Here is a 26993-nt window from a genome sequence, read left to right as displayed (position 1 = left end):
CCGTCCACGCCGGAGACATATAAATGACAATGCGTATGCTGATCGATGCGCGCCACCGGGAAGAGACCCGGGTCGCGGTCGTCAAGGGTAACCGGATCGAGGAGTTCGACTTCGAGTCCGCAGAGCACAAGCAGCTCAAGGGCAATATCTATCTGGCCAAGGTCACCCGCGTGGAGCCATCGCTCCAGGCGGCGTTCGTGGATTATGGCGGCAACCGTCACGGCTTCCTGGCATTCAGTGAAATCCACCCCGACTATTATCAGATTCCGCGCGAAGACCGCGAGGCTTTGCTGCGCGAAGAGCGCGCCCATGCCGAGGAAGAAGCCGCGCTGCGCGCCGATTTCGACGATGACGATCATGATCTGGACCATGATTCCATCGCGCCCGAGGGCGGCGTGGAATATGTCGAGGCGACCCATCATCATGACGATGACGAGGCGGGCGAAGAAAGCGAACAGGCCGAAGGCGAAGGCGGCAACGACAGCGCCAATGGCGCGCCGAACGGCCGTCGCGGTGGACGCGGTCGCGGCCGGGGTGGCGATGACGCCGCCGACGAACTGCGCCGCAAGCGCATGGCGCTGCGCCGTCGCTACAAGATCCAGGACGTCATCAAGCGCCGCCAGGTGCTGCTGGTCCAGGTCGTCAAGGAAGAGCGCGGCAACAAGGGTGCGGCGCTGACCACCTATTTGTCGCTGGCCGGTCGCTATTGCGTGCTGATGCCCAACACCAGCCATGGTGGCGGCATTTCGCGCAAGATCAGCAATGCGGCCGACCGCAAGCGGTTGAAGACGATCATCGCCGAAATGGCGCTGCCGTCTTCCATGGGCTGCATCGTGCGTACCGCTGGCCTTCAGCGCACCAAGCCGGAGATCAAGCGCGACTTCGACTATCTGGCGCGCCTGTGGGACGAGATTCGCGAAAAGACGCTAAGCGCCGCTGCGCCTGCGCTGATCCACAATGACAGCGACCTTATCAAGCGGGCGATCCGCGATATCTACAACAAGGATATCGAGGAAGTCATCGTCGAGGGCGAGCATGGCTATCGCGCGGCCAAGGACTTCATGCGCCTGCTGATGCCCAGCCATGTGCGCCGGGTGAAGCAATATGCCGATCCGGTATCGCTGTTCCAGCGCGCCAGCGTGGAAGAGCAGCTGGCCGCGATGTACAATCCGGTCGTGCAGCTGAAATCGGGCGGCTATCTGGTCATCAACCCGACCGAGGCTTTGGTGTCGATCGACATCAACTCCGGCCGGTCGACCCGCGAACATGGGATCGAGCAGACCGCCGTCGCCACCAACCTGGAAGCGGCGCGGGAAATCGCGCGTCAGCTCCGCCTGCGCGACATGGCGGGCTTGGTCGTCATCGACTTTATCGACATGGAGGTGAACTCCAATATCCGTAAGGTCGAGAAGGCGATGAAGGAAGCGCTGCGCGACGATCGCGCGCGCATCCAGGTAGGCCGTATCTCGGGCTTTGGTTTGATGGAAATGAGCCGCCAGCGCCTGCGCACCGGCGTGCTGGAAGCATCCACCCGCCAGTGTCCGCATTGCGAGGGCACGGGCCTGGTCCGCACCGCATCGTCGGCGGGCCTGGGCGCGCTGCGCATGTTGGAAGAGGAAGCGGCGCGTGGCCGCGGCAACCTCATCACCCTGCGCGCGAGCCAGGAAGCGGCCTTCTATGTGCTGAACAACAAGCGCCTGGAACTGGACGAGATCGAGCAGCGCTATGGCGTGCGCATCGAAATCCTGCCCGATGGCGAGGTCGAGGGCGCGCGCATGTCCGTCGAGGCCAGCGGCCCGCGCCCGGAACGCGTCGTAAGCTATGCGCCGCTGCCGGAAGAAGATGACGATCTGGACGTCATCGAGGAGGAGGAAGAAGAGGAAGCGGTCGAGGAGGCCGAAGCCGAAGCCGACATCGAAGGCGAGCGTGAAGAGCGCGGCCAGCGTGGCGAACGCGGAGACGAGGATCGCGACGGTGGCCGTCGCCGTCGTCGCCGCCGTCGCCGTCGTGGCGGCCAGCGCGATGAAGCGCGCACCGGTGAAGGCGCCGAGGACGAGGCGACGCAGAATGGCGACGCCGAGGGTGATGAGGATGGCGAGGCTGTCGTAGCGGCCGACGACGCCACCGACGCACCGGCCGATGCGGTTGCCGCTGGCGATGACGAGGAAGGTGGCGCACGTCGCCGCGGTCGTCGGGGTCGCCGTGGCGGTCGTCGCCGTCGCGAAGGTGGCGAGGACGCGGCGTCGGTCGAGGCCGACGCGGGCGAATCGGAGCAGGTCGAGCCTGTCGCAGAGGCTAGCGAACCGGTGGCCGAAGCTGTGGTCGAGGAAGCGGCGTCCGAGGACGCGCCCAAGACCCGTCGTCGGCCCCGCGCCCGCAAGGCGAAAGCTGACGTGGAACCGGTGACCGATACGGCCGAACCTGTGGCTGAGGCCGTCGCCGAAACCGCGCCGGTCGAAGCCGCTGCCGAGGAAGCGCCCGCCAAGCCCAAGCGTACCCGCCGCAAGAAGGCGGATGTCGTGGCCGAGGACGCCGCCCCTGCGGCAGACACGGTCGTGGCCGAGGACGCGCCCGCTGAAGAGGCACCTGCCAAGCCCAAGCGCACCCGTCGCAAGAAGCCCGTCGCTGACGCGGCCGACGCCGAGCCTGCTGCCGCCGTCGAAGCGGTGGCCGAGACGGCTGCGCCCGAAGCGCCGGTTGCCCAAACCGCTGAGGCCGCCAATAGCGCAGACAGCGTCGGCGAAGATGGCGAGCCGCGCCGTGGCTGGTGGCAGCGCACCTTCGGTCAGTAAGGCCGGACGGGAACTGCTATGAACAAGCGCCGCTGCCCATCCGGTCCCGACCGGTGCGCAGCGGCGCTTTTCGTTGGGGCGGCCCGCTTCACCACCGGTTCAGCCCGACCCTGCCATGGGGTCGCCGTGACGGTCTGCCCTTCCCCCTGCCCGGTCCGTATCTGATGCGGCGGTCCTTGAAACTCTGCGTCCTGGCGATCGCCACGCTGGCCTGCATGGCGCGCCCGGTCGCCGCGCAGCAGATATTGCGCGACGCGGAAACCGAAGCCTTCATGGCCGATATGTCGGGTCAGTTGGTGACGGCGGCAGGCATGGACCCGCGCAATGTCCAGGTGATGGTGATCAACGATCCGGAGATCAACGCCTTCGTCGCGGGCGGCCAGATCGTCTGGGTGCATAGCGGGTTGATCGCGCAGGCCGACAATGTGAACCAGTTGCAGGGCGTCGTCGCCCATGAACTGGGCCATATCGAGGGCGGCCATGTCATCCGGTCGGGCGAAGGAATCAAGGACGCCACCAGCGTCACGCTGCTCAGCCTGGTGCTGGGCGCGGCCGCGATCGCGGCGGGCGGCGCGGAAGCGGGCATGGGCATTATGGGCCTGGGCCAGCAGGCAGCGATGAGCAAGTTCCTGGCGTTTTCGCGCGGGCAGGAAAGCTCCGCCGATCTGGCGGGCGCGCGCTATCTGTCGAAGGCGGGGCTGAGCGGCAAGGGCAGCCTGGAATTTTTCAAGAAGCTGCAGAACCAGGAATATCGGCTCGCCATCCCGCAGGATAATAGTTACGGGCGCACCCATCCGCTGTCGGGCGAGCGGATCAACGTGCTGCGCGAAGTCTATACGGTCGATCCCGCCTGGGACCGGCCGGTGGACAAGGCGCTGGAGGCGCGGTTCGAACGGATCAAGGCGAAGCTGATCGGATTCGTATCGGAACCCACCCAGACCCTGATCAAATATCCCGAAACCGACCAGTCTATCCCGGCCCATTATGCGCGGGCCTATGCCTGGCATAAAAGCGCCTATCCGCAAAAGGCGCTGGACGAAGCCGATGCGCTGCTGACCGCCGCGCCGCACGACCCCTATTTCCTAGAGTTGAAGGGGCAGATATTGCTGGAAAGCGGGCGGCCCAAGGATGCGATCGCGCCGCTGCGCGAAGCGGTGAAGATCACCAACCAGCCGCTGATTTCCGTGCTGCTGTCCCATGCGCTGATCGCCACCGAAGACGAAGCCAATTTCGCCGAAGCCGAACAGGTGCTGCGCTTGGCGGTGCAGCGCGATCGGGAAAATCCGTTCGCCTGGTATCAATTGGGCGTCGTCTATGAGCGGCGTGGCGACACGCCGCGCGCGGCGCTGGCGACGGCGGAGCGCTATGCGATGATGGGGCAGCACCCGATGGCGCTGCGCAGCGCGGACGGCGCAATGCAGGGATTGAAGCCCGGCACGGTTGACTATCTGCGGGCGCAGGATATCGCGATGACATCGCGCGCCGCGATCGAGCAGCAGCGCAAGAAAAGATAGATATGACAGACCAGAACCTGCCGCATTTCCGCGCCGCCCTATCCAACAGGACGATCCAGATGACCCTTGGCGCCTTCGCTCTGACCGCCGTTGCCGGCATCGCGCTGGCGGCGCAAGCGCCTGCCAGCGTCAACGCCACCGACAAGGCCGCGATCGAGAAGATCGTGCACGACTATATATTGGAGCATCCCGAAATCATCCCGCAGGCGGTGGAAAAGCTGCAGGCCAAGCGGATGTCCGGCACGATCGACGCCAGCCGCAGCGCGCTCGAAACCCCCTATGCCGGGGCGTGGGAAGGCGCGGCCAATGCCGATGTGACCGTGGTGGAATTTTTCGACTATGCCTGCGGCTATTGTCGCGCTTCGCTGCCCGACCTGGCGAAGCTGGTGGCGAGCGACGCGAAGGTGAAGGTCGTCTATCGCGAATTGCCGATCCTGTCGGAAGCAAGCAGCGACGCGGCCAAGGTGTCGCTGCTGGCGGCCGAGCGGGGTCAGTATATGGCCTATCACAAGGCGCTATATGGCGCGGGCAAAGTGTCGCGCGACACGATCCTGGCGGCGGCGGCGAAGGCGGGCATCGGCAAAGCCGACGCCGAAGCGGCGATCGCGTCGAGCAAATATGATGCGGAAATCCAGTCCAACATCGCGCTTGCGCAGAAATTGCAGGCGAGCGGCACGCCGACCTTCGTCATCGGCAGCCAGGTGCTGAACGGCGCGGTGGGTTATGATGCGTTGCAGAAGGGCGTGGCGGGCGCGCGGGGGAAGTAAAAAAGCACCGTTCGGTTCGAGCCTGTCGAGAACCCGGTCCAAAGGGTGCTCGACAGGCTCGAACCGAACGGATGTCGGGATTTGGTGGCCGCCCACCCATTGACTTGCCCCCCCTTTTGCCTATCGGACGCCCCCTGACATGCGGCCGCTGCTTTGGCGGCCCTTTTTTGTCACGCCCGATTCTCTAGTTGTTTTTTGAGGAATGAACGATGAAGCGCACTTTTCAGCCGAGCAATCTGGTTCGGAAGCGCCGTCACGGTTTCCGCGCCCGCATGGCGACCCCCGGCGGCCGCAATGTGATTCGCGCACGCCGTTCGCGCGGCCGCAAGAGCCTGAGCGCCTGATCGAAACGCTGCAAGACACTGCCGCGCCGACCATCATGGCCCGGCGCGCGGATTTCCTTGCGGCGAATCGTGGACGTCGCGCACCGATGCCGGGATTCGTCCTGCTGGTGCGCGAACGCGGCGACGGCGATCCGGCGATGCGCATCGGCATCACCGTCACGAAGAAAATCGGCGGCGCCGTCATCCGTAACCGGATGAAGCGCCGCTTTCGCGTTCTGGCGCGCGAACTGTTGCCCCAGCACGGCATTGCCGGTGCGGATCATGTGCTGATCGGCCGCGAAGGCGGGGTCGAGCGCGATTTCGCCCTGCTGCGCGCTGAACTGGGCAAGGCGCTGGGCAAGATCATGACGCGCCCGGTCGATGCGCCGCGTGGTCCGGCGCGACCGCGCAAGGGCAAGCCTGCCGTTAAAAAGGACGACGTGCTCCCGCGCAGGCGGGAGCCTAGTTGGGACGCCTCCGCGACGCGTGAGGGGGGACTGGGTTCCCGCCTGCGCGGGAACACGGTGCGGAGGATCGCAAGGCGGACGACACGGGGCGTGCTGTTGCGCCGCCCCCCTCCGTCTGCGCTTCGCGCAGCCACCTCCCCGCAGGCGGGGAGGAGTCATGATCGCGCGGCTGCTGATCCTGATCGCGCGCGTCTGGCAGCTTGGTCCTTCGCGCATCCTGCCGCCCACCTGTCGCTATGCGCCGTCCTGCTCGGCATATATGATTCAGGCGATCGGCAAATATGGCGCGATCAAGGGTAGCTGGCTGGGGTTCAAGCGGCTAATGCGATGCCACCCATGGGGCGGTTCGGGCTACGACCCGGTTCCCTGACGACATAGACATAAGACGGCGGAGCCGAACACGTGGACGACAAGAAGAATATCATTCTGGCGGTACTGCTGACCGCGGCGATCCTGTTCGGCTGGCCCTATGTCTCGCATTATTTCTTCCCGGCGGCCAATCCGCCCGCGACGAAGATCGAAGGCGGCAAGACCACCCCGGTGGCTGCGCCCGGCACCGATACTGCCGATGGTCCCGCGACGATTCGCGACCGCGCCATCGTGCTGAAGGAAAGCCCCCGCGTGCCGATCCGCACGCCTAAGCTGACCGGCTCGATCAACCTCAAAGGCGCGCGCATCGACGATATCGTGCTGCCGACCTATCGCGAGACGATCGCCAAGGATTCGCCCGCCGTGCGCCTGTACAGCCCCAGCGGCACGCAGGACGCCTATTTCGCTGGCTTCGGCTGGCAGGGCGAAGGCCTCAAGACGCCGAACAAGGACACGCTCTGGACCGCGCAGGGCAGCGAACTGACACCGACAAGCCCGGTCACGCTGACCTGGAATAATGGCGCGGGGCAGTTGTTCGAAATTCGCCTGACCGTCGATGAGAACTACATGATCTCCGCCGCGCAGAAGGTGTCGAACAGCGGCACAGGCGCAGTGGCGGTCAAGCCCTACAGCTATATCAGCCGCAACGGCATCCCCAAGGACCCCGACACCTGGACCATCCATGTAGGGCCAATGGGCGTGTTCAACGGCGCGGCCAATTATGACGTGAATTATAAGGATCTGGACAAGGGTCCGTCGAGCCAGAGCTTCACGTCCAAGGGCGGCTGGATCGGCTTTACCGACAAATATTGGCTCTCCGCCCTCGTCCCCGGCAACGACGCCGATTTCGCGGGGCAGTTCCGTAAAGGCGCCGGCACGCAATATCAGGCGGACGCCGCACTGGGTTCGACCATGTTGGCGCCCGGCAAGGCCGCGACGCAGAGCATTCGGCTTTATGTTGGCGCCAAGGAAGTCAAGACGCTCCAGGCCTATGAGCGGACCGGCGTCAAGCTGTTCGACCGCGCGATCGACTGGGGCTGGTTCTACTGGTTCGAACAGCCGATCTTCGCGCTGCTCCACTGGCTGTTCGAAACGCTGGGCAATTTCGGCTTCGCCATCATCTGCCTGACCTTCGTCGTGCGCGGCCTGATGTTCCCGGTCGCTCAGCGCCAGTTCGCCAGCATGGCGGCGATGCGCGCGGTGCAGCCCAAGATGAAGGCGCTGCAGGAAAAATATAAGGACGACAAGCCGCAACTGCAGCAGAAGATGATGGAGCTGTACAAGCAGGAGAAGGTCAATCCGCTGGCCGGATGCCTGCCCATCTTCATCCAGATTCCGATCTTCTTCGCGCTCTACAAGGTGCTGATGCTGACGATCGAAATGCGGCACCAGCCCTTCGTCCTGTGGATCAAGGATCTGTCCGCGCCCGACCCGCTGCATATCCTGAACCTGTTCGGCCTGTTGCCCTTTACCCCGCCGTCCTTCCTGGCGATCGGCGTGCTGGCGCTGTTGTTGGGCATCAGCATGTATTTCCAGTTCAAGCTGAACCCCGCGCAGATGGACCCGATGCAGCAGCAGATCTTTTCGATCATGCCGTGGATGATGATGTTCATCATGGCGCCGTTCGCGGCGGGCCTGCTGGTTTACTGGATCACCAACAACTGTCTGTCGATGGCGCAGCAATGGTGGCTGTATCGCCGCCATCCCGTGTTGAGTACGGCGAGCGCGACGAAATAAGTCAGGCACCACGCCCGTTCGTTTCGAGCTTGTCGAAAAACGGGTGCCTACGGTTCTCGACAAGCTCGAACCGAACGGAGTGTGGCATGACGGACCAAGATAATAGCGACCTGATCGAGGACGCGCGCAAGCTCTTCGCCGGGCCGATCGCGTTCCTGAAATCCGCGCCGACGCTGGAATATCTGCCCGACATGGACGTGAACGAGGTCGCGTTTGCGGGCCGGTCCAATGTCGGCAAATCCTCGCTGCTCAACGCGCTGACCAACCGCAACAGCCTGGCCCGCACGTCCAACACGCCGGGGCGGACGCAGGAATTGAACTTCTTCGACGTGGGCGAACCGCTCCAGTTCCGGCTGGTCGACATGCCGGGCTATGGCTATGCCAAGGCGCCCAAGGACATAGTGCGCAAATGGAAGTTCCTGGTGAACGACTATCTGCGCGGGCGGGCGGCGTTGAAGCGCGCGCTGGTGCTGATCGATAGTCGCCATGGCATCAAGGATGTCGATACCGACATGCTGGACATGCTGGACGGCGCAGCGGTCAGCTATCGCATCGTCCTGACCAAGAGCGACAAGATCAAAGCGAGCGAACTGGCCGCCGTCACCCGGGCGACCGCCGACGCGATCCGCAAGCGCCCCGCCGCGCACCCCGACATCATCGCCACGTCGAGCGAAAAGGGCATGGGCATCCCCGAACTGCGCGCCGCGGTGCTGGAAAGCGTGACGCAGGGATAGATCCGCCATGGCCGACGACGATTATGTCTATGATGAAGCGAGCGGCGAATGGATCAGCGCCGCGGATGCGACGGTGGCGCGCGATGCCGCCGATAGGGTGGAGGTGCGCGATTCGGTCGGCAACCTGCTGGCCGATGGCGATCAGGTGACGCTGATCAAGGATCTGACGGTCAAGGGCGCGGGCCAGACATTGAAGCGCGGCACGCTGATCAAGGCGATCCGCCTGACCGGCGACCCGCAGGAAGTCGATTGCCGCTATGACGGGATCAAGGGGCTGGTGCTGCGCGCGGAGTTCGTGCGGAAACGGTGAGTGGACGTAGTTATGTCCTGGTTCCACCCATCCCGCTGATCAGAACAATCGATATTGCGCGTCGCCTTGCAGCGGCCATGCGCCCACCGTCTCATGCCGGGTGAGGCCGACATGGCTGCACACCAGTACCAATTCCTCCACAGGCCAGCCGAAGCCGTCGATCCGCCGCTGCGCGGGCGGTCCGTCGCGATAGAAGAGCGTCTGATGCGGACTGAAGCGCCAGTCCTTCCGCGGCGGCGCGGCCGATCGTTTCAGGGCGTCCGCCACCTGTCGTTGCAGCCGGACCAGCGGCGCGTTGCTGCGCGATGGGCGCAGCGCCGCCGATCGGCCGCCATAGCTCAACCGGTCGAGCAGCAGGTCGAACGGATCGGCCATGATCTGCGCCGCCGCGCCGTGCAATCTGTCGATCAGGTCCTGCGGATAGGCATCGATATCCGCGGCTATGCCCAGCGTCACATGCTGATGCGCGGGCAATATGCGCGTGTCCCCGCCCGCCAATATCGCCGCATATTGGTCGATCCGGCGTACGACCAGCGGCGGCGGCTTGAGCGCGAAGAACAGGCGATAGGCGGACGCGACCCGACGTCCCATGATAATGCATCCCGAATCATGTCGTTGATGTTCTTTATATGTTCTTATATCATCGGAGTCGATCGATATGGGAACCCGACTCGCCCCGTCCTGCGTTGAGACTCAATCGAGCAAAGGAGAGACATATGGTGGAGCATACGATCGCCAGTCTGGCCGAGAAAATGCAGCATATCGATTTCGCGATGCTGTCGACCCATACGGAAGACGGACATATCGGCGCCCGGCCGATGAGCAACAATCATGATGTCGCGCACGGTGGCGACAGCTATTATTTCACCACCGACGACACGTTGATGGTGCGGGATATAGAGCGCGATCCGCGTGTCAGCCTGTCCTTCCACGGCAAAAGCGGTCTGTTCGGCCAGCGCCCCTTGTTCATCGCGCTGGAAGGTCGCGCCGACCTGATCCGCGACCGCGCGCAGTTCGAAGAGCATTGGAACCCGGACTTGGAACTGTGGTTCGAGGATGGGGCCGACACGCCGGGGCTCGTGATGATCCATGTCCATGCCGAACGCGCCCATTATTGGGATGGGCAGGATGAAGGCGAACTCGAAATCGACGTGATGCACTGACGCCATGCGCGGCCGCACCATAGCCCGGCTGGTGCTGGCCGCCCTCTATCTGGTGGCGGGCATCGCGCATCTGACGCGCCCTGGTGGCTTCATCGCGATCACGCCGCATTGGGTGCCTATGCCTGAAACGGTCGTGGCGCTGACCGGCGTGGCCGAACTGGCGGGCGCTATCGGGCTGATGATCCCACGCCTGCGCTATGCGGCCGGGATCGGGCTGGCGCTGTATGCGCTGTGCGTGTGGCCCGCCAATATCAATCATGCGGTCAACGATATCGCCTTGGGTGGGCGGCATCTGAGTTGGTGGTATCATGGTCCGCGGCTGGCGTTGCAGCCTGTCATCATCTGGTGGGCGTTGTGGGCCGGTGGGGTGATGGACTGGCCGTTTCGGCGGCGTGGGGCGCGGCGCTAGGGCTGATAGCAAGCTGCATTGACCAAAGTCGCTGTTCCGCGGCGAAGGCCTGGGTACATGATTGTTCTGATGACATATTGTTATCACGTTGGAGATATGTCGCGCGCCCATGGGTGTCGAGGGCGTTGTCTTTCCGGTCGAGCAGCTTAGGGTGGCGTTGATACGCTAATCGGCGTCTGCCCTATGCTCTACTGAGCAGGCTCCCTATCGACATGAGGCGGCATGACCCGGCATCTACCCTGGATTTTGATCGCGATCGTCGGAGCGGTGGCCCTGACCTTCGTCGCCGTGTCGCGCGGCGAGGCGGTCAATGCGTTGTGGATCGTGGTTGCGGCGGTCAGCTGTTTCCTGGTCGCCTATCGCTATTATGCGCTGTTCATCGCCCGCCATGTGATGCGGCTCGACCCGGCGCGGCCGACCCCGGCGATCCGCCGCGCCGACGGGCTGGACTATGTCGCGACCGAACGCAGTGTGCTGTTCGGCCATCATTTCGCGGCGATCGCGGGTGCGGGGCCGCTGGTCGGGCCGGTGCTGGCGGCGCAGATGGGCTATCTGCCGGGCACGCTGTGGATCATTGTCGGCGTCGTGCTGGCGGGTGCGGTGCAGGATTTCATGATCCTGTTCATTTCCATGCGCCGCGACGGTAAGTCGCTGGGCGAACTCATTCGCATGGAAATGGGCCAGGTTGCAGGCACGATCGCGCTGTTCGGCGCCTTCATGATCATGGTCATCATTCTGGCGGTGCTGGCGCTGATCGTGGTCAAGGCGCTGGCGGAAAGTCCCTGGGGCATGTTCACCGTTGCGGCCACCGTGCCGCTGGCGATGGCGATGGGCACCTATACCCGCTGGATCAGGCCGGGACGGATCGGCGAAGTGTCGATCCTGGGCCTGATCGGCCTGATCGCCGCGATCGTCTATGGACAGGCGATCGCCGCGTCGCCGGTCTGGGGTCCGGCCTTCACCTTCACGCCGGTGCAGCTGTGCTGGATATTGATCGGCTATGGCGCGGTCGCGTCCGTCCTGCCGGTGTGGCTGCTGCTGGCGCCGCGCGATTATCTGTCCACCTTTCTCAAGATCGGCGCGATCGCGGCATTGGCGATCGGCATCGTCATCATGGCGCCGCCATTGAAAATGCCCGCTTTGACGCAATTCGTCGGCGGCAATGGCCCGGTCTGGGCGGGCGGCCTGTTTCCCTTCCTGTTCATCACCATTGCGTGCGGGGCGGTATCGGGATTTCATGCGCTGATTTCCAGCGGCACCACGCCCAAGCTGATCGCCAGCGAAGCCCATGCGCCGCTCATCGGCTATGGCGCGATGCTGATGGAGGCGTTCGTGGCGATCATGGCGCTGGTCGGCGCCTCGATCCTGGACCCCGGCATCTATTTCACGATGAACAGCCCGGCGGCGCTGATCGGCACGGATACGGCGAGCGCGTCCGCCGCCGTTACCGCCATGGGCTTCCCGATCTCGCCGGACCTGATTGCTCAGACGGCGAAAGATGTCGGCGAACATAGCATCATCAGCCGCGCGGGCGGCGCGCCGACGCTGGCGGTGGCGATGGCGGAGATATTCTCCCATGTCGTCGGCGGCCCGGCTATGAAGGCCTTCTGGTATCATTTCGCGATATTGTTCGAGGCTTTGTTCATCCTGACCGCGGTGGACGCGGGCACCCGCGCCGGGCGCTTCATGCTGCAGGATCTGATCGCGCTGGCCGTGCCTTCGTTCAAGGAGACGAGCAGCCACGTTCCCGGCATCGTCGCCACCGCGCTGACGGTCGCGGCCTGGGGCTTCTTCCTGTATCAGGGCGTCACCGATCCGCTGGGAGGCGTGAACACGCTCTGGCCGGTGTTCGGCATCTCCAACCAGATGCTGGCGGCCATCGCATTGATGCTGGGCACCGCCGTGCTATTCCGCATGAAGCAGGACCGGTTTGCCTGGGTCACTTTGGTGCCCACCGCCTGGCTGCTGATCTGCACCCTGTCGGCGGGTTGGCTCAAGCTCTTTGCGGCCGACCCCAAGGTCGGCTTCCTGGCCCATGCTTCGAAATTTGCGGGCGCTGCCGACGCGGGCACGGTGCTGGCCCCGGCCAAGTCGATGGCGGAGATGCAGCGCATCATCTTCAACGACCGGGTCGATGCCGCGCTGGTGGCGTTGTTCCTGGCGGTAGTGCTGGCGCTGCTGGTCTTCACCATCCGCACATGCCTGGCCGCCAGGCGGGTGGCCGCGCCCACGACCCGGGAGATTCCCTCGCAACTGGTTCCGGCCGAATGAATGCGATGTTCGAGAGGCTGCGCCGCACCGCGCAACTCATGGTGGGCCTGCCCGACTACGACGCGTATCTCAGGCATATGGCCGCCCATCATCCTGACCGCCCGACGATGGACCGGGTGCAGTTTTTTCGCGACCGGCAGGAAGCGCGGTATGGCGGCAAGAATGGCGGGCGTTGCTGTTGAAAGAGCGTCTTAAAACAAAGCTATAGGGCGTCTTGCTTCACGCTCTTCACAACTGTTTCCGTGATATTGCCGGAGCAATATCACGATTGTAAAATCCCGTTTCACGACAATAAGTTTCAAACATACCTATTTTGGGGTATTGAATATAGCGTGCGCTTTGCTACGGCGCGGCGTCCTTTGTGCCCGACAGCGTAAGGGATGCGCCCCCTGCCGTCCCTTGCGGCGGGGGGCGCTCATATCTTCAATCCTGCCGATTGAACCCGGCGATCATGCCTGCGCTGATCGACAACGCGATTTCCGCAGCGCCGACTGCGCCGATGTCGATACCGGCAGGGCCGTCGATACGTGAGAGTGCGTCCGCGTCGAACCCCATGGCGCCCAGCCGCTCCAGCCGGGCAGCATGGCTTTTGCGCGATCCCAGCGCCGCGACATAGCCGGTGGGCGCGCGCAATGCTTCGACCAGGGCGGGATCATCGATCTTGATATCGTGGCTCAAGGTCACCACCGCGGTCGATTCGCCGGGTAGGCGCGCGGCGATCGCTTCGTCCGGCCAGCGATCGTCCAGTTCGACGCCGGGGAAACGCTCGGCCGTCAGGAAGCGACCGCGCGGATCGATCACCACCGGGGTCACACCGATCGCCTGCGCCAGCGGCACCAGGCTTTGCGCGATCTGCACCGCGCCGACGATGAGCAGGCGACGCGGCGGATCGTAGCGGTTGAGGAACGCCCCCGCCTGCGCCGATTCGCGCGTCACGCCGCTGTCCAGATCGGTCGCCAGTGTCAGGGCGCGGCCTCGGGCGCTTTCGGCGGCGATGCGAGCGAAGAGTGCGGGGGAAAACCCGGCTTCGCTGACGGGCTGGACCAGCACCGCAATCTCCCCGCCGCAGGGCAGGCCGACTTCCCACGCATCGCCGTCAGCCACGCCATAGCGTTCGACATGCGGGGCGCGCCCGGCGATTACCTCGGCCGCGCGTTGCAGCACCGCGCTTTCGACGCAGCCGCCCGATATGCTGCCTTCGAACCGCCCGTCGGCATGGACGAGCATATGGCTGCCGCGCGGGCGCGGGGCGGAACCCCAGGTCGACACCACCGTCGCCAGCGCCAGCGGCGCGCCCTGCCATTCCTGCCCCTTGCGGATCACCGCGCCGTTATCGTTCAATCGAAAACTCCCGGACGTTCTGAAACTTCATGCGTGTCGCCTATCATGACAGGCAACGCCCGGCAGGTGGGATGCGCTCCCGCATGTTGTAATGCTTAATGTAAGCGCCTGCCGCTCCATACCACCCGACCGACAATGTCCACCAGCGCCGGATCGATGTCGTTCCAGTCGGGATAATGGGGATTGTCGCTGACCACGCTGAACCAGCCGCGCCGTGGCCCCATGGCGACACGCTTGACCATCAGCACCCCATCCAGCCGCAGCACATAGACGCCGTCGCGCAGGCGGGTGGCGTCGTCGTCATGATCGACCATGATGTCGTCCCCATCATTGAGCGTCGGCGCCATCGATTCGCCGTCGACCCGGATGATTGAGACGCGCTGCGGCCGCACGCCCAGATGGCGCAGCCAGCGCGCGTCAAACGCCATGACGCCCGCCGCCTGCTCATCCTCATCCAGCGATCCCACGCCCGCCGATGCGCCGAGCGCCAGGCGCGGCACGGCGATGACGGCCGGGACGCCGCGCATCCGCGTGGGCGCAGTCACCGGCGTCGCTGTGCCGCCCAGCATCTGTTCGGGCACGCCGAAATAGCGCGCCAGGACGCGGCGATCCTCCTCATCCAGTTTGCGCGGCGTCCCGCGTTTGATGAACTGCTGAATATAAGCGGGGTTGCGGCCGATCAGCCGGGACAGATCGGCATAATTTTCCCCCCGTTCGGCGATCAACCGATCCAGCGCGATCCGACTATGCTGCGATTCATCCATATCCATTCCATAAAGATAGGAATTTTCCTAGACAAGTAGGAAATTCAGTTTGAGATAGGAATAAACCTATCGGCTTGCATGGGGCGAGTCGGCCTGAATGGGGAGATGAAAGCCAATGCTGCTGCGTATGATCGAGGTGTTTCTGCACGAATTTAAAATGCCGCCGACCCGGTTCGGGCGCGAATGCGCACGCGACCCCCCGGCTGGTGTTCGACCTGCGCCTGGGCCGGGAGCCGGGGGATCGGGTGCGGAGACGGATAGAACATTTCATGAACACATATCGCAGGAGCGTAAGCCAATGACAAGTATGGATCATGGGTACGGATCGGCCAATCTGATCCGAAATAAAGCTATCGGCGGTCGGCAGGACGATCCCCTGCCCCGGTTGCTGGCGCAATTGCTGGATCGGGCGGGTCAGCCCGCCATAGTCGAACGAGCGACCAGTCGCCCCTGGGCCAGCGCTCTGTTCGAAGGGCGCCGTCATGTCATCCGGCTACGGCTGAGCGGCGAAGACTTTCCGGAGCGGGGGATGGCCTTCATGCACGGCCTGGCTGACGCGGAGTGGGTATTGCCGGGGCATTTCGTCGCCGACATCAGCGTCGATGATGGCGACGCGGATATGGACGGCGTCTGGCTGGAACTGTCGGCGCTGACGATCGAGGATTGGTAAGATGGGTGGGAGGGCGGCGAAGGATGCGAGCGCCTTCGCCGCCCTCCCCGATATCAGCGTCGTCCGGCCATGGAGCGCAGCGCGCCAAGGGCGGCGCGGAGCGCTTCGTCGGCATCCTGCTCCACCGCCGGGCGCACCGGTACGGCGGGGGCGACGGGCATGTCGGCGATGACGCCGCGGCCAGCCGCCGATGGCGCGACGGTGCGCGAACGGTGCGCAAGGCCGCGTTCCAGCCGCGTCGTCAGCTCCGCGATCGACAGGCCGTGGGTGGATGGCAGCGGCAAGGGCGCAGGACGCAGCGGTTCGGCAGGTTGAGCGAAGGCGGATGGCGCGACGAAGGGAGCTGCGTCAGGCTGCGCCCATGGCTGATCGACCGAGGACGGCGCGGCAACGGGCGATTCGTCTATCGACGGATCAGTTTGGGCGACCGGTTCGTCGTCATAATCGTCCTCATCCTCCACCAGCGTCGGCCCGGCGAAGGGTCCGGCGGGGCGTAGAAAGGTCGGCTGGGGCAGTTGGTCGTCCGACAGCGGCATCGGCGCGCTGGGCATGGTGAGGTGGCCGAACGGCACGACGCTGTCTTCTACTTCCGGTTCGCGGCGGGCCACCAGAACTCCGGCGGCCCGATTCACCGCGCGGGAAAATGTCGATGCCGTCGAAGTCGCGGCTCGCGAAGATCGGCGGGCGCGACGGGGCGTCGGGATGCGCATCGGCGCGGCGCAGGATCGGCGCGTCCGGTCCGGTGTCCGGTCCCAGGCCAGGAACGGCGCGGCCGCGCGCCAGTGCGGTGAGCTTGGAGAATGCGAAACCCATTTTATGTGCTCCCTGGACGCGATGGGCGCGTCCTTTCCCATTATCTTGTGCCGGCAATCCGGCATCGCGACGCGCAAGCCCGATCAGGCCAAACGTCATCAATCCTGCGAAGCCCGCCATGATCAGGCGCGCCTTCAAACCCAGAGGCGGCGCGGCGGCGGGCCAGGCCTCGCTCAGCCCGCTCGACGCCACGATCATTTCCATCAGGCCGACCGGAATGCATAGAATCAGCAGCGCCATGGCCAGGCCGCCCAAGGCCGCCATCGCCATTCCCCGCTGAGTGTGCACGCCTGCCGACACTTATTCTTCAACCCTTGTTCATGCGGCGGCCCGCGTCCGGGCAGGACGCAACAGCCGTTGGTAAACAGGCTCGTAACGCAAAATGTTTGACGACCAGTTACGCTCGCGCTCGACAAAGGCGCGGGCGACGGCGCGGCGTTCGTCCCATCCGGCACGATCAGCGAACAGGCCTGCCAGCGCGGTAGCGATGGCGGCCGGATCGTCCGGCGCGAACAGGGTGCCGGTGACGCCATCCTCGATCAGTTCGCGATGCCCGCCGACGCTGGACGCAGCGACCAGGCGGCCCTGCGCCATCGCCTCCAGCGGTTTCAAAGGCGTGACCAGATCGGTCAGGCGCATCGCCTTCCGCGGATAAGCCAGGATATCGACCTGCGCATAATAATGTTCGACCTGGTCGTGCGGCACGCGACCGACGAAGACGATATGGTCGGCAAAGGGCGACGCCAGCGCCTGTTCGCGCAGCGCCTGTTCGCGCGGGCCGCCACCGACCAACAGCAGCTTGGCCCGGGGCCGGGCCCGCACGAGTCGCGGCATGGCTGCAATCAGGTCGTCCAGCCCTTCATAATCGTAGAAGCTGCCGATGAAGCCGACCACGTCGGCACCCTCCAGCCCCAGCTTGGCGGTCAGCGCCGGGTCGCGATCGACCGGTGCGCCGAACTGGTCCATGTCGACGCCATTGGGCGACACGATGATCTTGTCCGCCGCCACGCCGCGCGCGATCAGGTCGCCGCGCAGCCCTTCGCAGATGACCGCGACGGCATCGGCCGCGCGCACGGCATGGGTTTCCAGCTGGCGGGTCAGCCAATAGCGCGGACTGCCTTCGACCCCGGTGCCGTTGCCGACCGCCGCATCTTCCCAGAAAGCGCGGATTTCGTAGATCATCGGCAGGTTGTGGCGCTTGGCGACGCGCTGCGCGGCGATGGCGTTCAGTACCGGCGAATGGGCATGGATGACGTCCGGCCGCCATTGCCGCACCAGTGCGTCGATCGCATCGGCATGAGCAGCAATGTCGCGCCATTCGCGAATCAGAGGATTGCCACTTGCCGGTGCGCCGGGCGTGCGGTGGAAGGTCAGGCCGTCGACCAGTTCCTCCGCTGGCCCCTCCGCCGCGTGGCGATGGCCGGTGATGCCGCGCACGTCCCAGCCCCGGGCGATCTGCGCGCGCAGGATCGCGCGGGTGCGAAAGGTATAGCCGCTATGGAGCGGCAGACTGTGGTCCAGGACGTGGAGAATGCGAGTCATAGCCCGCTTTATCTGCCGGAAAAGGTTTAACGGCCCGTCAACTCTGTCGCGTTAGTGGGTGAATCGTGCCGAACGGAATCACCCCTGCCCCTAAGATCGCCGCGCGATGATCGACGCCCTTTCCCTGCTGATCAGCCATGGCGTGATCCTGCTTGCCGCGTGGCGATTGCTGCCGCGCGCTGAACTGGATCGCGACCCACCGCCGCAGCATCCTTCGGCACCGGAGCCGCACGTCGATGCGTGACCTGTTCTTCATTGCCTTCCTTGGCCTATTCGGGCTGATGGGCCTGAAACGGCCGTTCCTGCTGGTCGCGGTCTATGCCTATATCGACATCGTCTCGCCGCAGCGACTGTCCTATTTCCTGCTGAACACGATTCCGATTTCCGCCATGGCCTTTGCCGCGATGGTCGGCGCCTGGCTGGTGATGGACGACAAGAAGGATTGCCGATTCTCCGTGCGGCAGGGGCTGATGCTCGTCCTGGTCGCCTATTGCGGCTATACCACCATGACCGCTGATTTCCCGGTCGAGGCGCTGACCAAATGGAATTGGGTGTGGAAGGCGATCATCGCCGGCATCTTCCTGCCGCTGGTGCTGCGCACGCGGTTGCGGATCGAGGCGCTGACCGTCTTCATGATCCTGTGCGCCAGTACCATCATCATCAATGGCGGCATGAAGACGGCGCTGTCGGGCGGCGGCTATGGCGTGCTCAACCTGATGGTCGAAAATAATAGCGGCCTGTATGAAGGCTCCATCATCAGCTGCGTCGCCATATCGTTGATGCCGTTGATCCTGTGGCTGTCGCAGCATGGCACGATCTTCCCACCGGACTGGAAGGTGAAGGGCTTTTGCTATGCGCTATGCCTGGCCTGCATGTTGATGCCGATCGGGACGGAAGCGCGGACGGGCCTAGTCTGCCTCGTCATTCTCTTTGGCATGATGCTGATGCGGTCGAAGCGCAAATTCGTCTACGGCCCGCTGATCGCGGTAGCCGCGCTGGCCGCCATCCCCTTCCTCCCCGCCAGTTTCACGCAGCGCATGGGCACGATCGAGAATCACCAGGGCGACGAAAGCGCCTCCACCCGGGTCGCGGTGTGGATGTGGACGCTCGATTATGTGAAGCAGCATCCGGGCGGCGGCGGCTTCGACAATTATCTGCAGAACAGCTTCACCTATTTCGCCCAGAGCACCGTGGTCGATAGCGGCGGCGCGCGGATCGAGCGGCGCATCGTCACCGACAAGGGCCGCGCCTATCACAGCGCCTATTTCGAGATGCTGGGCGAACAGGGCTATTTCGGCTTCTTCATCTGGGCGTTGATCCACGGCATCTGCTTCATCCGCACCGAATCGATCCGCCGCACCTATCGGACGAGAGACGGGCCGGACGAGGCGTGGATCGCGCCCTTCGCCGTCGCCCTGCAACAGGGGCATGTCGTCTATATGATCGGATCCTTGTTCGTGGGCATCGCCTATCAGCCCTTCATCTTCATGATGCTGGCGTTGCAGATCGGGCTGGACACCTATTTGACGCGGCTGCGCAAGACGGCGGCGCGGGACGATCTGGCCGCGACACTGGCCGCGCGGCGGAGCGTGACGGCGTGAGCGGAGAAGTGCGGTTGCTCGGGCTTGCCCATGGGTTGGTGCTGGGGCTGGTTCTGGCCTGCCCGCTGGTGGCGCCTGACCTGCTACCCTGGGGGATCGACGCTCTGCTGCTGGTCGGGGGCTTTCAGTTGCGGCTGGCGGATCGGCGTTTCACGCTGCGGCCCGGCATTTGGGGCTGGTTCAGCCATATCCGCATGGCGCCGACGCGGCTGTTCCGATGGGGCGCGGCGGCGCTGGCGGCGATGATCGTGGGCCATGGCGCGCTTGCAGTCGCGATCCTGCTGGCGGCGCTGGCGTGCGAATTGCTGGCCTATCCGATCGTCACCTGGCTGCTGGACGCGCGGTCGCTGTCGGTTGCGACGGCGGCGCTGGTGCTGCTGATCACTGCGGTTGGATTGCCGGGGGCAACGGCGTTGCACCTGGTCGCCTGCTTTTTGACCGGGGTCGTAGGCTGTATGGTGTGGCTGCGCGGCCCGGATGGGGAACCGCGCGCGCTGGCGATCGCGCTGGGCGGCGGCGTTGCCGCCACCGCCACATCGCTCTGCTTCCCGGGCGCCCTGCCCTTCGCCGCGCCGATCGTCATCGTCTGCGCAGCGTGGATATTGGCGCATCTGTCGATGCTGCGCCGTCAGCTTCTACCCTGGCGGCTGGACATCGCGCCGGTCAGGCCGTGACCGCCTCCGCCTTCGCCACCGCCGTCTTGAACGCGTCGACAAAGGCGGGGATGTCGTCGGGCTTGCGGCTGGTGATCAGGTTGCCGTCGACCACGACCGCCTGATCGACCACCGTAGCCCCTGCGTTGCTGAGGTCGGTGCGCACCGACGGCCAGGACGTGACCGTCCGCCCCGATACGACGCCCGCTTCCACCAGCAGCCATGGCCCGTGACAGATCGCCGCGACGGGCTTGCCCGATTCGACGAAGGCGCGGACGATCTCCACCGCCTTGTCATTGGTGCGCAACGTGTCGGGATTGGCGACGCCGCCGGGCAGGATCAGGCCGTCATATTCGGCGATCTTCACCGCATCCAGCGTAATTTCAGGCGTAATCGTGTCGCCCTTCTCATCATGTTGCATGCCCTGGATGGGCTTCGTGTCGGGCGAGGCAAGAACGACTTCGGCGCCCGCATCGATCAGCGCCTGGCGCGGGTCGAACAATTCGGACTGTTCGAAACCGTCGGTCGCGACGATTAGGATGCGGCTTTCCTCGATAGCAGGCATGGGATGTTCCTTCATTGGGGGGAGGCCTGTCCTAACGGGCAGCGACGGCGGAAGTTGCGGAACGAAGCGATGAACGGCGGGTTTTCGGGATCAAGCAAGAACAAGAATAAGAAGGCGCAGGATAGATGGCCCAACCCCCGGTCGCCCATGCAGACGATAGCGTTCCCGGCATCACGCGGCGCAAGCTGAAGCGCGGCTGGGCCTATTATGATATCGATGGCGACCGCATCATCGACCGCGACGAGATCGACCGGCTGAATGCGATCGCCCTGCCGCCCGCCTATGTCGATTGCTGGTACTGTCCGTCGGGCCTGGGCCATATCCAGGCGACCGGCTATGACGACAGGGGGCGCAAACAATATCGATACCACCCCGACTTCCGCGCCGCGCGCGACGCGGAGAAATATGCCGGGTGCCCCGACTTTGGCCGCGCCCTGCCCAAGTTGCGCGCCCGGCTGGAGGCGGACCTGTCGCGTCGCGGGCTGCGCAAGGATCGCACGCTGGCCGCCGTGGTGCGCCTGCTTGACCTGGCAAAGCTGCGCGTGGGCAACGAACATTATGCCACCACCAACAAGAGTTTCGGCGCGACGACGCTGCGCCGCCGCCATGTCGACCTGAACGGCCGTTCGCTGACGCTGCGCTATCGCGCCAAGTCGGGCAAGGACCAGCAACTGACCATCACCGACAGCCGCCTGCTGCGCTTCGTTCGGCAGGTGCAGGATCTGCCGGGCCAGCATCTGTTCCAATATCTGGACGAAGCGGGTGAGGCGCATCCGATCAGTTCCAGCGACGTCAACGCCTATATCGCCGACGCCATGGGCGGTCCTTTTACCGCCAAGCATTTCCGCACCTGGGGCGCGTCCACCATTGCCTTCGAAACATTGGCGGCGGGGCATGTGTCGCTCAAGGATCTGCTCGCCCCGGTCGCGCAGGCATTGGGCAACACCCCCGCCATCAGCCGCAAATCCTATGTCCACCCAGCCCTGCTTGCGCTGTGCAAGGATGGGCAGGACGATTGGCGCGCCGCCCTGCGCCTGCCGCGCCAGACGCGCTATCTGTCGCGCGGGGAGCGTGGGTTGATTGCCTTTCTGGACGGAATTGCCGATTGCACGCCGTTAGCGGTCGCGGCCTGACCGTCGCGCACCGACATTATAAGGCGATTTTGCGGGCGACGATCGCTAAGGTCGCGCCGCAATCGCTCCAGCCAGACGGAACAGCATGGCCGACAAGAAAGACACCGCCCTTCCCGACCTCAGCGCCCATGCGCCCAATTTACGCGCCATGTGGCACAGCACCGTCGACTGGTTCCAGGTCCATTATCTGCAGATTTTGATCGCCATCGGCGTCGGCACGATGATCTATCTGGCGCTGGCCGCGCTGCGCGAATTCGGCAAACGGCACAAGGGGACGCGGGGCGATCCGCTCGACTATGCCAATGTGCTGGGCCGGGCGGCGGCACGCACCACCCATTTCTTCATGGCGCTGGTCGCGGCGCGCCTGGTGGTAGGCTATGCCGACGCGCCGGTCGCGGTCAGCAAGACCATCGGCTTCCTCTTCACCATCGCCACCGTGTTGCAGGCAGCGCTGTGGGCGCGGGAGATCATCCTGGGCCTGATCGAACGCAAGACGTTGGCGGAAGCGGGCGGGGCCGAGACGCTGGCCAATGCGATGGGCCTGATCCGCGTCCTCGTCAGCTTCGCGCTGTTCGCGATCGCGGCGATCGTGGTGCTGGACAATCTGGGCGTCAACGTCACCGGCCTGGTCGCGGGGCTGGGCATCGGCGGCATCGCCATCGGCCTGGCTGCGCAGGGGATATTCTCCGACCTGTTCGCGGCGCTCTCGATCATCTTCGACAAGCCGTTCCGCCGGGGCGAGATCATCCAGTTCGACCAGACCACTGCGCGGGTCGAGCGGATTGGCCTCAAAAGCACGCGGCTGCGCGCCATGTCGGGCGAGCGCAAGGTCGTGTCCAACGCCAATCTGCTGCAAAAGGAAATCACCAGCCTGCAGACGCTGACCCAGCGCCGCGTGACCTACGCTATCGGCATCATCTACCAGACGGACGAGGCGAAGGCGGAGGCGATTCCAGCGATTCTGGCCGAGATTGTGGAGGCCGAGGGGCTGATCTTCGTCAACGCCGGGATCATCGCTTTTGGCGCGAGCAGCCTGGATTATCAGCTCAATTTCGACGTGCCCGACCCCGACCATCACGACTATTTCCAGATGCGCCACCGCATCGGCCTCGCCATCTGGAAGCGCTTCAATGCGGAGGGGATCGAGTTCGCCTATCCCACGCAGACAAGCATCACCGCCGGGCCGGACGGGCGGGCGATCATGCCCTATCCCGATGTGCAGCCGGTGCGGGCTGTGGGGGAATAGGGTTAAGGGGGCGTGCTGGAGAAAGGTAGCGGGATCCCGGGTCAAGCCCGGGATGACGAAGGAATTTCTGGGGGCAGCCAATTGCCGACGTTATTCCCCTCCCGCTGGCGGGAGGGGGTTAGGGGGTGGGCAAGCGCGACCTGGCGCTGGCCCACTCCGCTGCGACTAACGCGCTGCGCGCGCAAGTCTCGCTGCCCCTCCCGCTTGCGGGAGGGGACTGGTAATAAACCACCCAATGCTGCCGGAGACATATTCTCCTCTGCGCGCCGATGCGCGACGCAACCAGTCCACCGCATCCCGCCGCACAACCGACTCGCCTCGTCATGCCACCCCTTGCCGCCAGCGGCGCAGCGCCCTACGCGCCGTTCCATGAAGACCTTGCGCCTCCCCCTCGCCACGCTGGCGCTCGCCGCCGCCGCCCTGCCCCCCGCCGCCCATGCCGAAGGGCTGGGCGCGGAGGCCAATTATGGGCGGGCGGACGGTCATTGGGGGGCGGAGGTCGGCGCGGGCTATGCGTTCGGGCTGGCGGGGTTCAGCCTGACGCCGGGCGCGGGCGTCTATGTGCGCGATGGCGACACGAAACTCTATGGTCGGATCGAGGCCGCCTATACCATCCCCCTGTCCGCCACGATCGGCGCAGGCGTGCGGTTCAGTGGTGACAATACGCGCCCCTATGCCACGCTGGCGATGCCGCTGTTGCCTAAGGTGCGAGCAAAGGCCAATGTCGGCCCGAAATATTATGCGGTCGGGCTGACGCTGGGTTACTGATACCGACCCTGCCCCCAAAGCGTGCCGGGCGACAACAGCCCGTCGCGCAAGGGCAGGCCGCCGACCCGGTCCTGCGCCAGCAACAGCGCGCCGTCCAGATCGATCCAGTCCGCCCCCTGCGCTACCAGCGCGGCGGGCGCAATGCCGAGCGACGTGCCCAACATGCAGCCCACCATGATGCGGAAGCCGCGCGCGCGCGCTTCCTGCGTCAGCGCCAGCGCCTCGGTCAACCCGCCTGCCTTGTCCAGCTTGATATTGACCGCATCGAAATCGCCCAGCCGGTCGAGGTCGGCGCGGGTGTGGCAGCTTTCGTCGGCGCAGAGCGGCAAGGGCGCGCGGACCCCGGCGAGGCGCGCTTCCTGCCCATGGACGATCGGCTGCTCGACCATTTCGACCCCCAGCGCCGCGAGCGCGGCGGCCTCCGCCGCTATGTCCATGGCGTGCCAGCTTTCATTGGCGTCGACGATCAGGCGCGCGGCAGGTGCGCCCGCGCGCACCGCCGCGATGCGCGCGCGGTCGCCCTCGCCGGTCAGCTTGCATTTGAGCAGCGTAAAGCCCCGCGCCGCCGCTGCGCGGGCATCCGCCTCCATCGCGTCCGGCGCGCCCAGGCTGATGGTGAAGGCGGTCTGCAACGGCACTGGCGTGGCCAGCCCGGCCAGTTGCCACACCGGCACGCCCGCCTGCCTGGCTTCCAGATCCCATAGCGCACAGTCCAGCGCGTTGCGCGCCGCGCCGCGCGGCATGTGTGTCAGCAGCGCCTGGCGATCCAGCGGCCCGGCATAGGCCTGGAGCGCCGCGACGCAGCCCTCCGCGCTTTCGCCCTCATAATAGATGGCCGTGCCCTCGCCGCGCCCTTCCTGCGCGCCGTCGCTCACGGTGCAGACGATCACGTCGACATGCGTCTTGGCCCCCCGGCTAATGACGAAGGCGCCCGCCACCGGCCAGCGTTCGACGGTCGCGGATAGGATATGGGTCATCGGCTTTCCCTGCGTCATCAATCGATCCTGCGCCTGTAGGCGAGAAGGGGATGGTCGGCATAGTCCGACGATCGCGGGCGGCGCATGTTTTTGCGGTCATGGCCTGCCATCAGCGGCGCCATGTTGGGCCCGCCTCGAACGCCCCATTGAGGCGCGGCGAGCCTGCTGCTAAGCGCCGCAGCCATGGAGGATGCCCCGATAGCCACCGCCCGCGCCGATGCGCGACCCGCCCTTGGCAGCCTGGCGATGCTGTGGGGCTTTGCCCGCCATTATCCGGGGCGGATCGCCGGGGCGCTGGTCGGGCTGATCGTATCGTCGGCGGCAACGCTGGGCATCCCTAGCGGCTTCCGCCTGGTCATCGATCGCGGCTTCATGGGCGGCGGCGACATCAGTCGCTGGTTCGAATATCTGTTGATGATCGTCATCGTTCTCGCGATCGCCAGCGCGCTGCGCTTCTATTTCGTGTCCTGGCTGGGCGAGCGGGTGGTCGCCGACATCCGTAGCGCGACGCAGGCCAATCTCCTGCGGCAGGCGCCCCGCTTCTTCGAGGAAAACCGCCCGTCGGAAATCGCGTCGCGCATGACCGCCGATACCGCGATCGTCGAGCAGGTGGTGGGATCCACCGTGTCGGTCGCGCTGCGCAATATGGTGACGGGGCTGGGTGGCCTCATCTATCTTTTCGCGCTGGCGCCCAAGCTGGCGGCGATGCTGTTGCTGGGCATCCCATTCATCCTGCTGGTGCTGATCGGCCTGGGTCGGCGGGTGCGCGGCCTGTCGCGCGCCAGCCAGGATCGGCTGGCCGACATCGGCAGCGTCACCAGCGAAGTGCTGGGCGCGATGAAGATCGTGCAGGCGTTCAACCAGGAACGTCGCGAAGCCGCGCGGTTCGACGCGACGGTGGAAAGCGGCTTCGCCACTGCCCGGCGGCGGATCGGCCTGCGCGCGGTGATGACGGCGCTGGTCATCGCGCTGGTGTTCGGATCGATCACCGCGGTCATGTGGCAGGGCGCGCTGGATGTCGCGGCGGGCAAGCTGTCGGGGGGTAGCATTGCCGCGTTCGTGCTGACCGGCGGGCTGGTGGCCGGGGCGTTCGGCTCGCTGTCGGAAAGCTGGGGCGACCTACTGCGCGGCGCGGGCGCGGCGAGCCGGTTGCACGAACTGATGAACGCGGTGCCGGATATCGTCCCGCCTGCGCAGCCCGCGCCGCTGCCCGCCACTGCGCATGGCGCCAACCTGTCCTTCGAGGATGTGCATTTCCATTATCCCACCCGACCGGACCAGGCGGCGCTGCATGGCGTGTCTTTCGCGGTCGCGCCGGGGGAGACGGTCGCGGTGGTCGGCCCGTCCGGGGCGGGGAAGTCGACGCTGATCCAGTTGGCGTTGCGCTTTTACGATCCCGCGACAGGCGTGGTGCGGTTGAATGGCGTCGCCTTGCCCGATGCCGATCCTGCCGCCTCGCGCGCGATGATGGCGATGGTGCCGCAGGACAGCGTGATCTTCGCCGCGTCGGCGCGCGACAATCTGCGCTACGGGCGTTGGGACGCGACCGATGAGCAGATCTGGGCGGCGGTGCGGGCCGCCAATGCCGAAAGCTTCCTGCGCGCCCTGCCGCAGGGGCTGGACAGCCACTTGGGCGAGGGCGGCGCACGCCTGTCGGGCGGTCAGCGTCAGCGCCTGTCGATCGCGCGCGCGCTGTTGCGCGATGCGCCGATCCTGTTGCTGGACGAGGCGACGTCGGCGCTCGACGCCGAATCCGAGCGGCTGGTGCAGGATGCGTTGGGGCGGTTGATGCAGGGGCGCACCACGATCGTCATCGCGCATCGCCTGGCAACCGTGCGGGCCGCCGATCGCATCATCGTGATGGATGAGGGTCGGATCGTGGAACAGGGCGACCACGCGTCGCTGGTGGCGCTGGATGGCCTTTACGCCCGGCTGGCCAGCCTGCAGTTTCAGGATAGCCCGGCGGCTTGATTCTTGGCGGTTGGGGGGCTGACATTAGCGCGGAGCAGGTAGGTAACGCGGCGACAGATGCTGGCCCCGGACCGCCACAGGCGCGTTGCCAAC

28 protein-coding genes and 2 pseudogenes are annotated in these 26993 nt (G+C 65.3%); 23 read left to right on the top strand and 7 right to left on the bottom strand.

The genetic code is table 11. From position 1 onward, the window contains the following. Nucleotides 1-23 precede the first annotated feature (23 nt). The 9 genes and pseudogenes from U5A89_RS20825 (at nt 24) to U5A89_RS20785 (ending at nt 9013) form a co-directional block, all read left to right on the top strand. On the top strand, nt 24-2792 hold the full coding sequence (locus U5A89_RS20825; RefSeq protein ID WP_338162878.1) for an Rne/Rng family ribonuclease: 2769 nt from the start codon (nt 24-26) through the stop codon (nt 2790-2792). Between the two features lie 164 nt (nt 2793-2956). After that, nucleotides 2957-4306 (top strand): M48 family metalloprotease, encoded by a 1350-nt coding sequence (locus tag U5A89_RS20820; protein ID WP_338163141.1) that lies wholly within the window; start codon nt 2957-2959, stop codon nt 4304-4306. Nucleotides 4307-4308: 2 nt separating this feature from the next. Next, the gene (locus U5A89_RS20815) at nt 4309-5073 is read left to right on the top strand and encodes a DsbA family protein (RefSeq protein ID WP_338162877.1); all 765 of its coding nucleotides are present in this window, start codon (nt 4309-4311) and stop codon (nt 5071-5073) included. 209 nt (nt 5074-5282) lie between these two features. Next, on the top strand, nt 5283-5417 hold the full coding sequence (rpmH, locus tag U5A89_RS20810) for a 50S ribosomal protein L34 (protein ID WP_021317369.1): 135 nt from the start codon (nt 5283-5285) through the stop codon (nt 5415-5417). A gap of 35 nt (nt 5418-5452) precedes the next feature. Continuing rightward, nucleotides 5453-5830: pseudogene (gene rnpA / locus U5A89_RS20805) on the top strand (ribonuclease P protein component); the annotation flags it as partial. A 190-nt stretch (nt 5831-6020) separates the two neighbouring features. Beyond that, nucleotides 6021-6233 (top strand): membrane protein insertion efficiency factor YidD, encoded by a 213-nt coding sequence (yidD, locus tag U5A89_RS20800; protein ID WP_338162876.1) that lies wholly within the window; start codon nt 6021-6023, stop codon nt 6231-6233. Between the two features lie 32 nt (nt 6234-6265). Further along, the gene (yidC, locus tag U5A89_RS20795) at nt 6266-7969 is read left to right on the top strand and encodes a membrane protein insertase YidC (RefSeq protein WP_338162875.1); all 1704 of its coding nucleotides are present in this window, start codon (nt 6266-6268) and stop codon (nt 7967-7969) included. Between the two features lie 86 nt (nt 7970-8055). Then, nucleotides 8056-8703: a ribosome biogenesis GTP-binding protein YihA/YsxC gene (yihA, locus tag U5A89_RS20790; RefSeq protein WP_338162874.1), complete on the top strand. Its 648-nt coding sequence runs from the start codon at nt 8056-8058 to the stop codon at nt 8701-8703. A 7-nt stretch (nt 8704-8710) separates the two neighbouring features. Next, a complete protein-coding gene (locus U5A89_RS20785) occupies nt 8711-9013 on the top strand; it encodes an alkylphosphonate utilization protein (RefSeq protein WP_338162873.1) in 303 nt (100 codons plus the stop codon). A 39-nt stretch (nt 9014-9052) separates the two neighbouring features. On the opposite strand, the gene U5A89_RS20780 is transcribed toward U5A89_RS20785, so the two are convergent. After that, complete coding sequence (locus tag U5A89_RS20780; RefSeq protein WP_338162872.1) at nt 9053-9604, bottom strand: 2'-5' RNA ligase family protein; 552 nt, start codon at nt 9602-9604, stop codon at nt 9053-9055. A gap of 125 nt (nt 9605-9729) precedes the next feature. On the opposite strand from U5A89_RS20780, the gene U5A89_RS20775 reads away from it, so the two are divergent. The 4 genes from U5A89_RS20775 to U5A89_RS20760 all read left to right on the top strand — a co-directional run bounded on the left by U5A89_RS20775 (nt 9730) and on the right by U5A89_RS20760 (nt 13038). Further along, nucleotides 9730-10176, top strand: coding sequence for a pyridoxamine 5'-phosphate oxidase family protein (locus U5A89_RS20775; RefSeq protein WP_338162871.1), 447 nt, complete (start codon nt 9730-9732; stop codon nt 10174-10176). Between the two features lie 4 nt (nt 10177-10180). Further along, a complete protein-coding gene (locus tag U5A89_RS20770; protein WP_338162870.1) occupies nt 10181-10585 on the top strand; it encodes a DoxX family protein in 405 nt (134 codons plus the stop codon). Between the two features lie 222 nt (nt 10586-10807). Beyond that, entirely contained in the window at nt 10808-12856 is a 2049-nt protein-coding gene (locus tag U5A89_RS20765; protein WP_338162869.1) for a carbon starvation CstA family protein, read from the top strand. Next, nucleotides 12853-13038 carry a YbdD/YjiX family protein gene (locus U5A89_RS20760; RefSeq protein WP_338162868.1) on the top strand — a complete coding sequence of 62 codons (186 nt, stop codon included), beginning with the start codon at nt 12853-12855 and terminating at the stop codon, nt 13036-13038. Before U5A89_RS20765 ends, U5A89_RS20760 begins: the two co-directional genes overlap by 4 nt. A 241-nt stretch (nt 13039-13279) precedes the next feature. On the opposite strand, the gene U5A89_RS20755 is transcribed toward U5A89_RS20760, so the two are convergent. Together U5A89_RS20755 and U5A89_RS20750 are read right to left on the bottom strand one after the other, a co-directional pair. Further along, on the bottom strand, nt 13280-14197 hold the full coding sequence (locus U5A89_RS20755; RefSeq protein WP_338162867.1) for an XdhC family protein: 918 nt from the start codon (nt 14195-14197) through the stop codon (nt 13280-13282). 95 nt (nt 14198-14292) lie between these two features. After that, the gene (locus U5A89_RS20750) at nt 14293-14961 is read right to left on the bottom strand and encodes a S24 family peptidase (protein WP_338162866.1); all 669 of its coding nucleotides are present in this window, start codon (nt 14959-14961) and stop codon (nt 14293-14295) included. Between the two features lie 115 nt (nt 14962-15076). Here U5A89_RS20750 and U5A89_RS20745 point away from each other — a divergent pair. Together U5A89_RS20745 and U5A89_RS20740 are read left to right on the top strand one after the other, a co-directional pair. Continuing rightward, nucleotides 15077-15263: pseudogene (locus U5A89_RS20745) on the top strand (hypothetical protein). Continuing rightward, on the top strand, nt 15260-15631 hold the full coding sequence (locus U5A89_RS20740) for a hypothetical protein (protein WP_338162865.1): 372 nt from the start codon (nt 15260-15262) through the stop codon (nt 15629-15631). The pseudogene U5A89_RS20745 and the gene U5A89_RS20740 overlap by 4 nt, the downstream one beginning before the upstream one ends. 53 nt (nt 15632-15684) lie before the next feature. On the opposite strand, the gene U5A89_RS21415 is transcribed toward U5A89_RS20740, so the two are convergent. Beyond that, the gene (locus U5A89_RS21415) at nt 15685-16239 is read right to left on the bottom strand and encodes a hypothetical protein (protein WP_445190683.1); all 555 of its coding nucleotides are present in this window, start codon (nt 16237-16239) and stop codon (nt 15685-15687) included. Between the two features lie 323 nt (nt 16240-16562). On the opposite strand from U5A89_RS21415, the gene U5A89_RS21410 reads away from it, so the two are divergent. Then, nucleotides 16563-16724, top strand: coding sequence for a hypothetical protein (locus U5A89_RS21410; RefSeq protein WP_445190682.1), 162 nt, complete (start codon nt 16563-16565; stop codon nt 16722-16724). A gap of 38 nt (nt 16725-16762) precedes the next feature. On the opposite strand, the gene U5A89_RS20730 is transcribed toward U5A89_RS21410, so the two are convergent. Beyond that, nucleotides 16763-17986 (bottom strand): TIGR04063 family PEP-CTERM/XrtA system glycosyltransferase, encoded by a 1224-nt coding sequence (locus tag U5A89_RS20730; RefSeq protein WP_338162864.1) that lies wholly within the window; start codon nt 17984-17986, stop codon nt 16763-16765. A gap of 106 nt (nt 17987-18092) precedes the next feature. Between U5A89_RS20730 and U5A89_RS20725 the strand changes: the two genes are divergently transcribed. From U5A89_RS20725 to U5A89_RS20715, 3 genes are read left to right on the top strand one after another with little or no spacing between them, the layout of a single operon-like run. Then, nucleotides 18093-18230, top strand: a complete 138-nt coding sequence (locus U5A89_RS20725; RefSeq protein WP_338162863.1) for a hypothetical protein — start codon at nt 18093-18095, stop codon at nt 18228-18230. Beyond that, a complete protein-coding gene (locus U5A89_RS20720; protein ID WP_338162862.1) occupies nt 18223-19587 on the top strand; it encodes a putative O-glycosylation ligase, exosortase A system-associated in 1365 nt (454 codons plus the stop codon). The genes U5A89_RS20725 and U5A89_RS20720 overlap by 8 nt, the downstream gene beginning before the upstream one ends. After that, on the top strand, nt 19584-20261 hold the full coding sequence (locus U5A89_RS20715) for a hypothetical protein (protein WP_338162861.1): 678 nt from the start codon (nt 19584-19586) through the stop codon (nt 20259-20261). Before U5A89_RS20720 ends, U5A89_RS20715 begins: the two co-directional genes overlap by 4 nt. Here U5A89_RS20715 and U5A89_RS20710 read toward each other — a convergent pair. Next, nucleotides 20251-20805: a type 1 glutamine amidotransferase domain-containing protein gene (locus U5A89_RS20710; protein ID WP_338162860.1), complete on the bottom strand. Its 555-nt coding sequence runs from the start codon at nt 20803-20805 to the stop codon at nt 20251-20253. The two genes, U5A89_RS20715 and U5A89_RS20710, sit on opposite strands and share 11 nt — an antisense overlap. Before the next feature lie 125 nt (nt 20806-20930). Between U5A89_RS20710 and U5A89_RS20705 the strand changes: the two genes are divergently transcribed. From U5A89_RS20705 to U5A89_RS20695, 3 genes are all read left to right on the top strand, one after another. Further along, entirely contained in the window at nt 20931-21938 is a 1008-nt protein-coding gene (locus U5A89_RS20705) for a DNA topoisomerase IB (protein ID WP_338162859.1), read from the top strand. Between the two features lie 85 nt (nt 21939-22023). Further along, nucleotides 22024-23184 carry a mechanosensitive ion channel family protein gene (locus U5A89_RS20700; protein ID WP_338162858.1) on the top strand — a complete coding sequence of 387 codons (1161 nt, stop codon included), beginning with the start codon at nt 22024-22026 and terminating at the stop codon, nt 23182-23184. A 369-nt stretch (nt 23185-23553) separates the two neighbouring features. Then, nucleotides 23554-23952 carry a hypothetical protein gene (locus U5A89_RS20695; protein WP_338162857.1) on the top strand — a complete coding sequence of 133 codons (399 nt, stop codon included), beginning with the start codon at nt 23554-23556 and terminating at the stop codon, nt 23950-23952. Here U5A89_RS20695 and dgcA read toward each other — a convergent pair. Beyond that, on the bottom strand, nt 23946-24929 hold the full coding sequence (gene dgcA / locus U5A89_RS20690) for an N-acetyl-D-Glu racemase DgcA (protein ID WP_338163140.1): 984 nt from the start codon (nt 24927-24929) through the stop codon (nt 23946-23948). The two genes, U5A89_RS20695 and dgcA, sit on opposite strands and share 7 nt — an antisense overlap. Nucleotides 24930-25112: 183 nt before the next feature. On the opposite strand from dgcA, the gene U5A89_RS20685 reads away from it, so the two are divergent. After that, entirely contained in the window at nt 25113-26900 is a 1788-nt protein-coding gene (locus U5A89_RS20685; RefSeq protein ID WP_338162856.1) for an ABC transporter transmembrane domain-containing protein, read from the top strand. The last annotated feature ends 93 nt before the right edge of the window (nt 26901-26993 follow it).

The sequence above is a fragment of the Sphingobium sp. HWE2-09 genome (genome assembly GCF_035989265.1).
Lineage (GTDB): Bacteria > Pseudomonadota > Alphaproteobacteria > Sphingomonadales > Sphingomonadaceae > Sphingobium.
The sequence above is the reverse complement of the archived record's forward strand: the minus strand, read 5'-3'. Positions and strand labels throughout refer to the sequence as shown.